Annotated in this window: 11 protein-coding genes; 6 read left to right on the forward strand and 5 right to left on the reverse strand. The window is 73.3% G+C overall.

Annotation, left to right across the window (positions count from 1 at the left end; translation table 11 throughout):
* Positions 1-23 precede the first annotated feature (23 nt).
* From D7D94_RS11700 to D7D94_RS11710, 3 genes are all read left to right on the forward strand, one after another.
* On the forward strand, positions 24-1,019 hold the full coding sequence (locus tag D7D94_RS11700) for a PHP domain-containing protein (protein ID WP_156242770.1): 996 nt from the start codon (positions 24-26) through the stop codon (positions 1,017-1,019).
* Positions 1,020-1,102: 83 nt separating this feature from the next.
* Entirely contained in the window at positions 1,103-2,314 is a 1,212-nt protein-coding gene (locus D7D94_RS11705; protein WP_156242771.1) for a sensor histidine kinase, read from the forward strand.
* Positions 2,311-3,012, forward strand: coding sequence for a response regulator (locus D7D94_RS11710; RefSeq protein ID WP_246171787.1), 702 nt, complete (start codon positions 2,311-2,313; stop codon positions 3,010-3,012). Before D7D94_RS11705 ends, D7D94_RS11710 begins: the two co-directional genes overlap by 4 nt.
* Here D7D94_RS11710 and D7D94_RS11715 read toward each other — a convergent pair.
* Genes D7D94_RS11715 through D7D94_RS11730 form a run of 4 tightly spaced genes read right to left on the reverse strand, consistent with a single transcriptional unit; the run spans position 3,009 to position 10,014 of the window.
* Positions 3,009-3,971: a GlxA family transcriptional regulator gene (locus D7D94_RS11715; RefSeq protein ID WP_156242772.1), complete on the reverse strand. Its 963-nt coding sequence runs from the start codon at positions 3,969-3,971 to the stop codon at positions 3,009-3,011. The two genes, D7D94_RS11710 and D7D94_RS11715, sit on opposite strands and share 4 nt — an antisense overlap.
* A 30-nt stretch (positions 3,972-4,001) precedes the next feature.
* Entirely contained in the window at positions 4,002-7,370 is a 3,369-nt protein-coding gene (gene cydC / locus D7D94_RS11720) for a thiol reductant ABC exporter subunit CydC (protein WP_246171942.1), read from the reverse strand.
* Between the two features lie 5 nt (positions 7,371-7,375).
* Complete coding sequence (cydB, locus tag D7D94_RS11725) at positions 7,376-8,413, reverse strand: cytochrome d ubiquinol oxidase subunit II (protein ID WP_156242774.1); 1,038 nt, start codon at positions 8,411-8,413, stop codon at positions 7,376-7,378.
* 20 nt (positions 8,414-8,433) lie between these two features.
* The gene (locus tag D7D94_RS11730; RefSeq protein ID WP_156242775.1) at positions 8,434-10,014 is read right to left on the reverse strand and encodes a cytochrome ubiquinol oxidase subunit I; all 1,581 of its coding nucleotides are present in this window, start codon (positions 10,012-10,014) and stop codon (positions 8,434-8,436) included.
* A gap of 177 nt (positions 10,015-10,191) precedes the next feature.
* Between D7D94_RS11730 and D7D94_RS11735 the strand changes: the two genes are divergently transcribed.
* Positions 10,192-10,551, forward strand: coding sequence for a BlaI/MecI/CopY family transcriptional regulator (locus D7D94_RS11735; protein WP_156242776.1), 360 nt, complete (start codon positions 10,192-10,194; stop codon positions 10,549-10,551).
* 10 nt (positions 10,552-10,561) lie between these two features.
* A complete protein-coding gene (locus tag D7D94_RS11740; protein WP_246171788.1) occupies positions 10,562-11,380 on the forward strand; it encodes a M56 family metallopeptidase in 819 nt (272 codons plus the stop codon).
* A gap of 10 nt (positions 11,381-11,390) precedes the next feature.
* Here the strand turns inward: D7D94_RS11740 and D7D94_RS11745 are convergent, their stop codons facing one another.
* Complete coding sequence (locus tag D7D94_RS11745) at positions 11,391-12,377, reverse strand: LacI family DNA-binding transcriptional regulator (protein WP_156242777.1); 987 nt, start codon at positions 12,375-12,377, stop codon at positions 11,391-11,393.
* A gap of 106 nt (positions 12,378-12,483) precedes the next feature.
* Here D7D94_RS11745 and D7D94_RS11750 point away from each other — a divergent pair, with 106 nt between their 5' ends.
* Entirely contained in the window at positions 12,484-14,709 is a 2,226-nt protein-coding gene (locus D7D94_RS11750; protein ID WP_156242778.1) for a beta-glucosidase family protein, read from the forward strand.
* The last annotated feature ends 2 nt before the right edge of the window (positions 14,710-14,711 follow it).

Here is a 14,711-nt window from a genome sequence, read left to right on the forward strand (position 1 = left end):
ACGTGCGCGGCAGACTGACGAGCATGGATCCGCTCGATGCACTGGCAGAGATCGCCTACCTCCTGGAGCGCGAGCGCTCGTCGCGCTACAAGTCGAAGGCGTTCCGACGTGCCGCCGACGTCATCGCATCGCTCACGCCGGAGGAGCTGCGCGACGCGGCGTCGCTCCGGCGACGGGAGGGGATCGGCGAGACGACGTTCCGCGTCATCCAGGAGGCGCTCGCCGGTGACGTTCCGGCCTACCTCGCCGACCTCCGCGAGCGCACCGGCGTCGCCGGGCGCAGCGAGCTGCGAGCGGCCCTCCGCGGCGACCTCCACAGCCACTCCGAGTGGTCGGATGGCCTCACGTCCATCGACCTGATGGTGGCGGCCGGTCGTCGGTTGGGGCACGAGTACCTCGCCCTCACCGATCACTCCCCGCGGCTGCGGGTCGCGAACGGGCTCTCACCGGAGCGGCTGACCGCGCAGCTCGACGTGGTGGCCGGCCTCTCCGGCGACGGCTTCACGCTGCTCAGCGGCATCGAGGTCGACATCCTCGACGACGGCGGCCTGGACCAGGAAGACGCGCTGCTCGAGCGCCTCGACGTCGTCGTCGCGAGCGTGCACTCCCATCTGCGCGCAGATCGACGCGAGATGACCGCCCGCATGCTCGGGGCCATCCGCAACCCCCGCACGCACGTGCTCGGGCACTGCACCGGCCGTCTCGTGGAGGGGTCGCGCGGCACGCGGCCGCCGTCGGAGTTCGACGCGGACGCCGTGTTCGACGCGTGCGCGGAGCACGGCGTCGCGGTGGAGATCAACTCGCGGCCCGAGCGCCAGGACCCGCCGGACGAGCTCATCGCGCTCGCCCTCGCGAAGGGCTGCCTGTTCTCGATCGACAGCGACGCCCACGCGCCCGGTCAGCTGTCGCTGCTGGACTACGGCGCCGAGCGCGCCGAGCGGGCGGGAGTGCCGGCCGATCGCATCATCACGACATGGCCCCTCGATCGGCTGCGCGGGTGGCTGCAGTGCGAGCGCTGAGCGCTCGCATCCCGCCGATTGGGTCGCGCAGATGAGACCTTCGGACGACGCGGAGCGCCGCCGCGCGTTCCTAGGCTTCGAGTATGACGGTCGACATCGCGCACCCGGCGAACGGGCAGAGCATCCGAGGCGTCCCCCGCTCCGGCAGGTGGCGCAGACTCGGCGGAGAAGCGTGGCGTCTGCTGGCCGCGCTCACGGCCGGGGTGCTGCTCTTCATCGTGAACTTCGGCCTCAGCGTCGAGTCGGGCCTCGCCCCGGATGACCTGCGGACAGGAGGGATCCTCCTCGCCGACCTCGTGCTCGGCCTCGTCGCGGTCCTGCTCATCCCGTTGCGCCGTCGCGCGCCGGTGGTCGTCGGGACTCTGGTGGCCGTCGTCGCGGGCTTCTCCACTCTCGCGGTGCCCGCGGCGCTGCTGATGCTCGTCTCCGTCGCGACCCGCCGCCGCTGGCAGGAGATCGCCGTGGTGTCATCCGGCGTGATCGCCAGCAGCGTCGTCGTCGAGATGACAGGAGCGACGCTGCTCCCGTCCGCGGATCCGCTCTCCGAGCTGGGTCTCTTCGTCCCCCTGCTCGTCGCCGTGCTCGCCGTGGCCATCGCGATCGGCATCTCCATCGGCGGCAGGCGGGAGCTCGTGGCGTCGCTTCGCGAGCGCGCCCAGCTGAGTCGACGAGAGCAGGCGCTGCGTGAGAGCCGTGCCCGCGAGCACGAGCGCACGCGCATCGCGCAGGAGATGCATGACGCGCTCGGCCATCGCCTCTCACTGGTGGCGATGCACGCCGCGGCTCTCCGCTACCGCACGGATCTGACGAGCGCGGAGACGCGGTCCGCCGTCGACCTGGTGCACGACAACTCCCGCTGCGCCCTGCAGGAGCTGCGGGAAGTGCTCGCGGTGCTGCGCGAGCACCCCGACGACGCGTCGTCGCCGCTCCCGACGCTCGCGGACCTGGACGATCTCGTCGCCCAGCATCCGGACGCCTCGCTGCAGGTGGACGTCGACACGGCGGGCATTCCGGTGACCGTCAGCCGTCACGCGTTCCGCATCGTCCAGGAGTGCCTCACGAACGCGCGCAAGCACGCGCCCGGTCGGCGCGTGTGCGTGGCGCTGTCCGGCGAGGTCGGCAAGACGCTCTGCATCTCGGTGTCGAACGAGCTGCTCGAGGCAATGGCGAGCACGTCCGGCGGCGGATTCGGCCTCATCGGCATCGACGAGCGCGCCCGCACGGTCGGCGGCTCTGCACGTGCACACGTCGACGGCGGCGCGCACATCGTCGAGGTGGAGCTCCCGTGGACGTGAGCGCGGCCACCGCGAAGGCGATTACGAGTCCGGACGCCGTCCGCGTCGTGATCGTCGACGACGACGCGTACGTGAGAGCCGGCCTCACGCTTCTGCTCGGCACCGATCCCGGCATCGTCGTCGTCGGCGAGGCAGCCGACGGGCTGTCCGCCGCGGCCGCGATCGAGACGACCGATCCGGACGTGGTGCTCATGGACATCCGGATGCCGCGGTGCGACGGCATCGCGGCCACTCGGCGCGAGCTCGACCGCGACCCGGACCTCGCCATCATCATCCTCACGACGTTCGACGCCGACGACCTGGTCGTGCAGGCGCTGCAGGCCGGAGCCAGGGGCTTCCTGTTGAAGGACACGCCCCCCGATGAGCTGGTGCGGGCAGTCCACGCGGCGGCGCGCGGCGGCTCGACGTTGACGCCTTCGGTATGGCAGCGGATCGTCCACCTCGCCGCCGGAGGCGCGCGTCCGGCATCGACCGCGGATGCCTCGGCCCTGTCCGCGCTCACCCGGCGGGAGCGAGAGGTCGCGGCGGCGGTGGCCAGGGGCATGTCGAATGCGGACATCGCGGCCGAGCTCTTCCTCTCGCTCGCCACGGTGAAGACCCATGTCGGTCGCGTGCTTCAAAAGCTCGGCGTGGACAATCGCGTCCAGGCCGCCGTGCTGCTGAAGGACCTGGCGGGCAGCGGCAGCGCTGAGCGCTAGCCGCCGCGAGTGAAGGTGCGGCGGTAGTCGGTCGGCGTGGTCCCGAGGATGCGCTGGAAGTGCTGGCGCAGGTTCGCTCCGGTGCCGAGGCCCACATCGGCGGCGATCTGCTCGATGCCGAGCTCCGACCGCTCCAGCAGCTCGCGCGCGAGGTCGATGCGTGCGCGCATCACCCACTGCATGGGCGTGTAGCCGGTGTCCTCGAGGAACCGGCGCGAGAAGGTCCGCGCGGACACCGCCGCGTGACGGGCGAGCGTCTCCAGCGTGAGCGGGTCGCCCAGGCGATGAAGCGCCCACTCGCGCGTCGCGGCGAAGCGCTCGCCGATGGGCTCGGGCACGCTGCGGGGCACGTACTGCGCCTGCCCGCCGCTGCGGTACGGCGCGGCGACGAGACGGCGGGCCGCGTGATTGGAGGCGGCGACGCCGAGATCCGCGCGCAGGATGTGCAGACACAGGTCGATGCCCGACGCGGCGCCGGCGGAGGTCAGCACGCTCCCCTCGTCGACGAACAGGACGTTCTCGTCCACGCGGATGCGCGGGTGCCGACGGGCGAGCGCACGCGTGTAGTGCCAGTGCGTGGTCGCGCGGCGGCTGTCGAGGAGGCCGGTCGCCGCGAGAGCGAAGGCGCCGGTCGAGATGGCGGCGAGCCGGGCGCCGCGCGCGTGCGCGGCGATCAGCGCGTCGACGACAGCGGGCGGCGGATCGTCCTCGTCGGGGCGACGGTAGCCGGGGATGAAGACGAGGTCCGCCCACTCCAGCGCCTCGAGCCCGTGGGCCACGTGGTACGACAGGCCGTCGCCGCCGGCGACGAGCCCGGGGGCCGCGCCGCACACGCGCACCTGGTACGGCATGCTCGCGCGCGTCGTGAACACCTGCGCGGGGATGCCGACGTCGAGCGGCTTCGCGCCCTCGAGCACGACGACGGCCACGCGCCGGAGGTCGGCGGCGGGATCGGTCACCGCACTACTCTCGCACGCGGGCGGCGGCGGTCAGAGGTGCACGAGGGCGTCGTCGGGGCGGCGGTCCTCGTCGCGGTGCGAGACGAGCACGACGACCCTGTCTTCTGTCGCCGCACGGACGTCGGCCATCATGGCGGCCGCGGTCGGGGCGTCGAGGTGCGCGGTGGGCTCGTCGAGGAGGATGACGTCGGCCCGCGCCAGCAGCGCCCGAGCGACAGCGAGTCGCTGGCGCTCGCCGCCGGAGAGCGCGGAGCCGGCCGCTCCCACCCGCGTGCTCAGGCCATCCGACAGCGCAGCGAGCAGCGGCCCGAGCCCCACCCGGATCAGCGCGTCCTGCAGGGCCGCGTCGTCGGGGCTTTCGTCCCGGCCACGGGCGAGGAGGAGGTTGCCGCGGAGGGTGGAGTCGAAGACGTACGCGTCCTGCGGGCACCAGGCCACGCGACCGCGCCAGGCGTGCTCGTCGAGCGACGTGAGCGCGGTGCCGTCGGCGCGGATCTCGCCGTGCGCGACCGGAAGTGCGCCCATGATCGCCGAGAGCAGTGTCGATTTGCCCGACCCGGAGGGGCCCGCGACGACGAGCCAGCGGCCGGCGGTCGCCGTTCCCGAGACGCCCGAGACCGCCGGATGGTCGGCGCCGGGGTACTGCACGGCGACGTCGTCGAGGTCGACGGCCTGCGTGACGCCGTCGGGCTGCTGCTCGCCCCACGCGGCGGTGGGGGCGGGCCGCAGCACGGGAGCCAGGCGGCCGATCACCTCGCGCAGGGCCGGAACGCGGTGCGCGGCGGCGACGAATCCGGCGAGCGGGTCGAGCAGTGCGAGCGCGAGGAGGGCGATGACGGAGACGCTCTCGGCGGGGATGCCGGGGGAGAGCGGCGCGACGACGACGGCGAGGATGGCCGTGGCGGCGGTGACGACGGCGGTGCCGAGCCCGGCGGCCCAGGAGGCGCGGCGCTCGGCGTCCGCGAGTCGGGCGGCGGCCGCGTCGAGCGCGGTGAGCGCGGCAGGAGCCATCCCGTTGCCGCGGAGGTCGGCGGACGCGGCGGCGAGGGCGGCGGTGCCGCGGACGATCTCCGAGCGGGCGGCGACGCGCGCGCGCCCCGCGCCCCGCTCGGCGAGGGACGACAGCCAGGCCGCGAGGGCGAGGGCCCCGGCGAGCACGACGAGGACGAGCAGGGTGAGGTGCGGGACGACGAACCAGGTCGTCACGACGGCGCCGAGTGCGGCCAGCACGCCGATCGCGAGCGGCGCGACGACGCGCGGCAGCTGGTCGCGCAGGTCGTCGGCGAGCGTGACGAGGTAGTCCAGCGGCGCGCCGCCCTCGAGGAGCCGGCGCGATCCCGCGCCGCGGGCGGCGATCGCACGCCACAGGCGCAGGCGCAGCGCGTCCACGGTGCGGAAGGCCGCGCGGTGCGTGACGAGGCGCTCGGCGTATCGGCCGACCGAGCGGCCGATGCCGAACGCGCGGACGCCGACGATCGCGACGAGGAGGTACATGATGTACTCCTCCACGCTGGCGCGGACGATCAGCCACCCCGACACCGCCGTGAGCGCGAGCCCGAGTCCGGTGGCGACGACGCCGAGCGCGACCGCCCCCGCCCACGCCGGGAGCTCGGGCCGGAGGAGCGAGAGCAGGCTGAGGCCCTTCGCCTGATCCGCCGTGTCTCGGTCGCTGCGAGTTCGCGGCTCGGATGCCCGCGCGGGCTGAGACACGGGGGAAGCGGCGGATGGCCGCGCGGCGTGAGACACGGTCCCCGGCGTGAGGGGGGCGGCGGGCGCGAGGGCGACGGTGGACGTCGCGAGGGCGAGCGTCTCGGGCTCGTGGCTCGCGAGGACGACGGTCGCCCGCTCCGCGCGACGGCGGATGGCCGCGCGCACGCGGTCCGCGGACGCCCGGTCGAGGTGGGCGGTCGGCTCGTCGAGCACGAGCAGCCGGGCTCCCGCGTCGACGCGCGCCAGGGCCCGTGCTACCGCCAGGCGGCGCAGCTCGCCGGGGCTCAGCTCGGCGATCGACGCCTCCGCCACGTGCGCGAGGCCGAGCTCGGCCAGGGCGCCGAGCGGGTCGGCGGCACCGTAGAGCGCGAGCTCCTCGATGGGAGTGCCCGCGAAGCCGCGGGGCGCCTGCGGTGCCCAGCCCACGCCATCCGCCCCGACGCCGTCGACCCGGCCCGTCGCCGTCGCATCGGCGGGAAGCGTGCCGGTCAGCGCCGCGAGCAGGGTCGACTTGCCGGCGCCGCTCGGGCCCGCCACGGAGACGATGCCGGAGAGCTCGGCCGTGACCGGGGTGAAGGCGACGTGCTCGCGGCCGGCGTACCGGACGGCGAGGCTCTCGACCCGGACCGTTGCGAGAGCGCCGCCGTCGCGGACGTCGCGCGCGACCGGTCGCGACAGCAGCGCCTTCGCGCGGTCGAGGGCGGCGAGGCCGTCCTGCGACGCGTGGAACGCGGTCCCCACCTCGCGAAGGGCGGCGTAGCACTCGGGCGCCAGGACGAGGGCGAGGATGGCCGGGGCCAGTTCCACGGTGCCGTTCAGCAGGCGGATGCCGAGGAGGACCGCGACGAGCGCGACCGAGATCGTCGCGATGAGCTCGAGGGCGAGCGCGGACAGGAACGCCCAGCGGAGGGTCTCCTGGGTGCGCTCGCGATACGCGCGCTGGATGCCGTCGAGGGCATCCGTCTGCTCCGCCACCCGCCCGAGGCCGACGAGCACGGGGAGCCCGCGGGCGAGCTCGGCGAGGTGGTCGGCGAGACGCGTGAGCGCCGAGAGCGCGGCGTCGGTGCGCTGCTGCGTGTGCTTGCCGATGAGGATCATGAACAGCGGCACGAGCGGCACCGTGAGGACCACGACGCCCGCGCTGATCCAGTCGGCGCCGAGGATCCGCAGACCCACGACGAGCGGGACGACCGCCGCCGCGATGAGGGCGGGCAGCGACTGCACGTAGTAGTCGTCGAGGTCGTCGAGTCCGTCGGCGGCGAGCACCGCGGTGCCGCCGCCGGCCGCGTCGCCGCCCGCGATGCGCCGCCACAGCCGGGAGCGGAGATCGCGCTTGACCTCGCTCGCGACCCGACGCGCGGTGACGGCGGTGGCCCATTCGGCGCCCGCGCGCAGCAGCGCGCCCGCGACGCCGGCGATGAGGAGGGCGCGCGCGGCCGCGGTGTCGAGACCGCCGGTGGCGAGGGCGGCGATGCCGCGGGCGATGGCGTCGGCGATGAGGACGAGACCCAGCGCCCGGAGCGCGGCCAGCACGCCGAGCGCGACGAGCCGTGCCCGGGGCACCGGGCCGAGGTCGGGGCGGCGGAAGCCGGGGACGCCCGCGGTGCGCTCAGCTTCGAGGACCCAGGGGTCGAGGGCGGGCTGCGGCGTTTCGTCTCGCTTCGCTCGCTCAACCTCCGGGGCGGCCATGCCGCTCACTTGGCGCGGAGGATCGCGGGCAGCACCACGTGCACGTCGGGGATCATCCCGGGCGTCACGCGACGGCGGAAGATCCAGTAGCTCCACGCCTGGTAGAGGAGGACGACCGGAAGGCCCACGCACGCGACGACCGTCATGACCCCCAGCGTGTACTGACCGCTCGACGCCGTCCACACGGTGAGGTCGAAGGCCGGATCGATCGTCGAGGGCAGCACGCGGGGGAACAGCCCTGCGAAGATCGCCGCGACGCCGAAGACGCCGAACCCGGCGTATCCGACGAAGGCGCGGCCCTCCCGCCGGCGACGCGCCTGCAGCCATCCGTAGACCGCCGCGACCACCGCGAGCACGACGAGCGCCCACGACAGCAGCGTGCCGCCGTGCGCGAACTGCACCCACAGCGCCCAGACCGCGGCCGGGATCAGGCAGAACGGCGCCCATCGCGAGGAGAACCGGCCCGCGCGAGCGCGGACGGGGCCATCCGACTTCAGCGCGAGGAAGGTCGAGGAGTGCGCGAGGGCGAAGCCGACGACCGCGAGGCCGCCGATGATCGCCGGCAGCGTGAGCCAGACGAACGGCCCGCCGACGCGGTTGCCGTTCTCATCGAGCGGCAGCCCCGTCGAGGTGAGGGCGAGGGCGGCGCCCACGCAGAACGTGACGATGACCGAGCCGATGCCGATGCAGCGCGTCCAGAAGCGCGCCCACCGGGCCGTCGCGACCTTGCCGCGGTACTCGATGCCGACCGCGCGGATGATGAGCCCGATGAGGGTGATCGTCAGCGGGAGGTAGAGCGCGGAGAACAGCGACGCGTACCAGTGCGGGAATGCGGCGAAGGTCGCAGCTCCCGCCGTGATGAGCCACACCTCGTTGCCGTCCCACACCGGGCCGATCGTGTTGAGCATGACGCGGCGGTCACGTTCCTCGCGCGTGCCGAAGAGCATGTGCATGCCGACGCCGAGATCGAAGCCCTCCAGCAGGAGGTAGCCGGTCCAGAGAGCGGCGATGGCGATGAACCAGAAGACGGGAAGAGCATCCATGGGGGTTCCTCAGCAGTCGATCAGTAGGCGAACGCGAGCACGTCGTCCCGCGGGCCGTCACCATCGGGATGGTCGTCGCGGTCATGCGCGGGGGCGAGCTCCGGCATGGCGCTCGCCACCCCGCCGCGCACGTACTTGACGAGCAGGAAGAGCTCGAAGACGAGCATCACCGCGTACACGGCCGCGAGCGAGATGACGGAGAACAGCAGCTCGCCGGCCGTGACGCCGGGGGACACGGCGGCCGCCGTGAACATGAACACCCCGTCGACCCCGGTCGCGTCGGGGTTCGGCGCCACGACGAAGGGCTGGCGGCCCATCTCGGTGAAGATCCAGCCCGCGATGTTCGCCGCGAACGGGGCGAGGATGCCCAGGAGCGCGAGGCGCATGATCCAGGGCGAGCGCGACACGGTCCCCTTGCGGGTGAGCCACAGCGCGATGACGGCCGCGCCCGCGACGATGCCGCCGAGCCCGATCATGAGCCGGAAGCCCCAGTACGTGATCCACATGACCGGCACGTACTGCACCTCGCTGCCGGCCCGGTCGCCGTAGAGCGCGTCGTCGGGGATGGTCTCGCCGTACTGGTCGACGTACTGCGGCTCGAGGTCGCTGATGCCGGGCATCTCGGCGCCCCACTCGCCGGTGCCGAGGAAGCCCAGGACGCCGGGGACCTCGATGAGGGTGACGACGTCGGAGCAGTCCGACGAGCCGGGGTCGCCGAGCGACAGCACGGAGAAGGACGAGCCGGTGTGGCAGGCGGCCTCCGCCGCGGCCATCTTCATGGGCTGCTGCTCGTACATGAGCTTGCCCTGCACGTCGCCGGAGATGACGGTGCCGGCGAAGCCGAGGATGGCGACGACCGCGCCGAAGCGGAGCGACCACAGCCAGACGCCGTGATCCTTCTCGTCGCGACCAGGGACATCCGCTCGCCCGACGACGACGCGGCCGTCGTCGTCGACGGAGTCGATGCCGTCATGGCGCCGCCGCCACAGGTGGTACCAGGACAGCCCGAGGAGGAACATGCCGGCGACGACCAGCGCGCCGAGGATCGTGTGCGTGAACGCGGCGATCGCGGTGTTGTTCGTGAGGACCGCCCAGATGTCGGTCATGACCGGACGGCCGTCGTCGCCGAGCTCGACGCCGACGGGGTGCTGCATCCACGAGTTGGCGACGATGATGAAGTACGCCGAGACCCAGGAGCCGATGACCGCGCACCAGAGGGCGGCGAGGTGGAGGCCCTTCCGCAGGCGGCCCCAGCCGAAGATCCACACGCCGAGGAACGTCGACTCCACGAAGAACGCCAGCAGCCCCTCGAGGGCGAGCGGGGCGCCGAACACGTCGCCGACGAACCTCGAGTACTCGCTCCAAGCCATCCCGAACTGGAACTCCTGGACGAGGCCGGTCGCGACGCCGACGATGAAGTTGATGAGGTAGAGCTTCCCCCAGAACTTCGTCATGCGCAGGAACCGCTCATCGCCCGTGCGCACCCAGGCGGACTGGAAGATCGCGACGCACATGCCGAGCCCGATCGTGAGCGGGACCATGAGGAAGTGGTAGACGGTGGTGATGCCGAACTGCCAGCGGGCGATGTCGAGGACGTCCACGCGGGTTCTCCTTCGGGGGGATCGGGTCGGGCGCCTCGCTCGACCACGTCTAATTCTACGCCTTGTAGAACTAGTTCGACTGATCGTAGAACAAGTTCGACCGGGGGTAGAATTGCGGCAGATCACGACCGGTGCGGATGGCCGTGATCGCGAGGATCGGGAAGCAGGGAGGTGCGCATGGGAACGCTGGGCGAACTCGAACGCGCCGTCATGGACGCGGTGTGGGATGCGGATGTGCCCCTGACCGCGTACGACGTCAAGGACCGACTCGAGCTGGAGCAGGGGCGCGCGCTCGCCGCGACGACCCTGCTGACCGTGCTGTCACGCCTCGAGAAGAAGGGCTTCGTCGCCTCCGACCGCTCCGTGCGCCCGCACCGCTACACGCCCGTCGCCTCGCGCGCGGACCACGTCGCCGAGCTCATGCACGAGGTGCTCGGCGAGTCCGCCGACCGGATGGCCGTGCTCGAGCGGTTCGTCGGCGGCGTCTCCGAGGAGGACGCGGCCGTGCTCCGCAAGCTGCTGCGCGGCGCGGTCTGAGCGAGCGCCCGTGACGCGCTTCGCGGCCGACGCCGTGGCCTCCGGGCTGGACGGGGCCATCGTCATCCCGCACGGGATGATCGTGTGGAGCGCGGTCGCGCTCGGCCTCTTCGCGCTCGCGCTGGCCTGGCCGGTGCCCGTCGTCCTGTCGCGGGCGGCGTGGCCGATGCGCGCCCCCGTCATCGCGCTGCTGCTGTGGCAGGCGATCGGCCTCGCGGGCGGCCTGTCGATGATCGGCGCCCTCGCCCTCGCCGGCTACGCCGCCGCCCCGGGCCGCCATCTGCTCGCGCTCGCTCCCGCGGCGGCCTTCGCGCTGTACCTGCTCGTCCACCTCGCGGTGACGATCGTGCAGGTGGTGCGCCAGCGCCGACGGCACCTGTCGCTGCTGGATCTGCTGTCGTCGCCGCATCCCACGCGCGCCCGCACGCGGGTGCTCGACGACGCGGTGCCGGTGGCGTACTGCCTGCCCCGCGGCGCCGGGTCGGTGACCGTGCTGTCGCAGGGGCTCCTCGACCGCCTGGACGCCGACGAGCTCGTGGCGGTCATCGCACATGAGCGCGCGCACGTCGAGCAGCGGCACGATCTGCTGCTGCTGGCCTTCCGCGCTTGGCGTGCGGCGCTGCCGTGGTTCCCGATCGCGGCGCGCGCAGAGGCGGAGGTCGCCGCGCTCGTGGAGATGCTCGCCGACGACCACGCGCGACGCGAGGTGCGCGACGAGGTCCTGGCCCGGGCCATCCTGCATGTCGGTGCGCCGGGGGTCGCCGGCGCCGAGGTCGTCGTGTCGGGCTCAACGCGCGTGAGCGACCGCTTCCGCCGTCTCGCCGCGTAGGGGGCGGCCCTCAGGCGGAGTCGCGGACGATCACGCGCGGCCGCACCGGCGGGAGGATCGGCTGCTCGCCGGCGAGGATCGCGTCGATCTGCTCGGGCCCGATCTGCGGGTGGCCGCCGTCGCTCTGCGAGACCGTCGTGAGCTGCGGATGGGTGCGGCGGGCGAGCGGCAGGTCGTCGATGCCGATGATGGCGAGCTCGTCCGGCACCGCGATGCCCGCGCGGCGGGCGGCGCCGAGCACGCCCACGGCCACCTCGTCGTTGTACGCTGCGACGCCGGTGGCTCCCGCGGCACGCAGCCGCGCGAGCTCGGCGGCCAGCGGCTCCTGCTCCGCGAGCGGGATGGCCGTGAGCGCGATCCCGCGCGCGGTCGCCTCCGCGCGGGCGGCGGCCAGCCGCAGCTCGGAGAGCGCTGCGAGCTCCGGCTCGGGCGGCGCGACGTAGACGAGCGACCGATGCCCGTGCTCGGCGAGATGCGCGACCTGCAGCGTGGCCATCACGCCGATGTGGTCCTGTGACGACGCCGTCACGACGCGCGCGACGCCCAGGCCCTCGAGTCGGGTGACGAGCGCGGGATCGAGATCTCCGAGCGCCAGCACGACCTCGGGTCGCAGCCGGTCGGCCAGCGCGACGAGCACCTCGCCGCCGGCGTCGGCGCCGGTGTACTGATTCACCACCGGCACGTAGCCCCGCTCGACGAGCGCTCGAGACAGCGCGCGGGTGGCGTTCGCGACGAGCTCGCCGTGCGGGATGGTGCTGGTGTCGATCACGACGATGCCCGTGCTCCCCGATGCGAGGGCGCGCGCATGGACGCTGGGCACATACCCGAGGTCGGCGGCCGCCTGCAGCACGCGACGCCGTGTCGTCTCCGGGATCGTCTGCCCCGGGGTGTCGTTGAGCACGTAGCTCACGGTGGCGCGGGAGACGCCGCTTGCGGCGGCGACGTCGGCGGCGGTCACGCGGGCGCTGCGCGTGCCGCGCGGGGAGGGAGGGGCCATGCGCTTCCTTGCGTTCGGAAAGGGCTCGGGGTACATTCAACCCCATACTGAAGCGCGTAAGTGATCTCGGCGACGAGGTCCGGCACGGACCGAGAAAGGCCTCCCCATGCACCCAGCCGTCTCCCGCCTCTCCCTCGACGAGAAGATCTCCCTGCTCACGGGCGACACCTTCTGGTCCACCCGGGGCATCGAGCACGCCGAGATCGAGGGTGCGACCCTGACCGACGGCCCGCACGGCGTCCGCCTGCAGTCCGGCGCCGCGGACCACCTCGGCATCAACGACAGCCACCCCGCCACCGCGTTCCCGACGGCGGCCGCGACCGGCTCGACGTGGGACCCGGAGCTCCTCGCCGAGATGGGCGAGGCCCTCGGCCGCGAGAGCCGTGCGCTCGACGTCGACGTGCTCCTCGGCCCGGGCGTCAACATCAAGCGCTCGCCCCTGTGCGGCCGCAACTTCGAGTACTTCTCCGAGGACCCGCTGCTGGCCGGCGCGCTCGGCTCGGCCTGGGTGCGCGGCATCCAGCAGCAGGGCGTGGGCGCCTCCCTCAAGCACTTCGCCGCGAACAACCAGGAGTTCGAGCGCATGCGCATCAGCGCCGAGGTCGACGAGCGCACGCTCCGCGAGATCTACCTCCCCGCATTCGAGCGCACCGTGAAGGAGGCGCAGCCCGCCACCGTCATGTGCTCGTACAACCGCGTCAACGGCGTCTACGCGTCGGAGAACCGCTGGCTCCTCACCGACGTCCTGCGCGACGAGTGGGGCTACCAGGGCTACGTCGTCTCCGACTGGGGCGCCGTCAACAACCCGCCGGCAGCCGTCGCCGCCGGCCTCGACCTCACGATGCCCGCCGCGGGCGCGCGCCACGCCGCGGACGTCCGCGCCGCCCTCGAGGCGGGCGAGGTCGACGAGGCCGCCATCGACATCGCCGTCTCGCGCATCCTCACCGCGCACGACCGCCTCCGCGCCGACCGCGGCGCGACGGAGGACGTCGACTTCGAGGCGCACCACGCCCTCGCGCGTCGCATCGCGGCCGAGAGCACCGTGCTCCTCGCCAACGAGGGCGCGATCCTCCCGCTCTCGGCCGAGCAGGGCGGCGCGATCGCCGTCATCGGCGAGTTCGCGCGCACGCCGCGCTACCAGGGCGCCGGCAGCTCGCACATCAACCCCACCCGCCTCGACACCGCGCTCGAGGCCATCCGCGAGGCGACCAGCCGCGACGTCGCATTCGCCGCCGGCTTCCGCCTCGACGGTCAGGCCGACGCCGCGCTCGTCGACGAGGCCGTCGCCGCCGCCCGCGGCGCCGAGACCGTCGTGCTCTTCCTCGGGCTGCCCGACGCGGAGGAGTCGGAGGGCTTCGACCGCACCCACCTCGACCTGCCCGCCGTGCAGCGCGGGCTGCTCGACGCGGTCGTCGCGGCGAACGCGAACGTCGTCGTCGTGCTGTCGAACGGCTCCGTCGTCTCGCTCGACGGCATCGCCGGCCACGTCCCGGCCATCCTCGAAGCCTGGCTGGGCGGTCAGGCCTCCGGCTCTGCCGCCGCGGACGTGCTGTTCGGGATCGCCGAGCCCGGCGGGCGCCTGGCCGAGACCATCCCGCTGCGCCTCGCCGACAACCCCGCGCACGTCAACTTCCCCGGCACGCCGAAGAAGGTCGTCTACGGCGAGCGCATCTACGTCGGCTACCGCTGGTACGACATGACCGAGCGCGACGTGGCCTTCCCGTTCGGCTTCGGCCTCGGCTACACGACCTTCACGCTGTCGGATGTCGCGGTGTCGGCTCCCGAGTCCGGCCGCGCGCATGCCGTCGTCGAGGCGACCGTGACGAACACGGGCTCGCGTGCGGGCGCGGAGGTCGTGCAGGTCTACGTGGGCGACCCGGAGGCCTCCGTCGACCGTCCGGTGCGCGAGCTGAAGGCGTTCCAGAAGGTGCGGCTCGCCGCCGGCGAGTCGACCCGCGTGCGCCTCGAGCTCGACGACCGCGCGTTCGCGTTCTGGGGCGAGAGCGGCTGGACCGTCGAGCCCGGCGCGTTCGTCGTCGAGGTCGGCACGTCCTCGCGCGACATCGTCGCGGCCGAGACGATCGAGCTCGACGTGCCGGCTCCGGTCTTCTCGCTCGACATCGAATCGACCGTGGGCGACTGGCAGCGCCACCCGCAGGGAGCGGGCGTGCTCTCGCAGGCGCTCGCCCAGCAGGGCGCCCAGGTCGCGGCGATCATCTCCGACGAGGAGATGGTACGGATGCTGGAGTCGATGCCGCTGCGCACGCTGCTCGGCTTCGGCGGCGAGGTCGACGGCACGGAGGTCGTCCACCAGCTCCTCGCGGAGGTCTGACC

It is taken from the genome of Microbacterium oryzae, from assembly GCF_009735645.1.
Lineage (GTDB): Bacteria > Actinomycetota > Actinomycetes > Actinomycetales > Microbacteriaceae > Microbacterium > Microbacterium oryzae.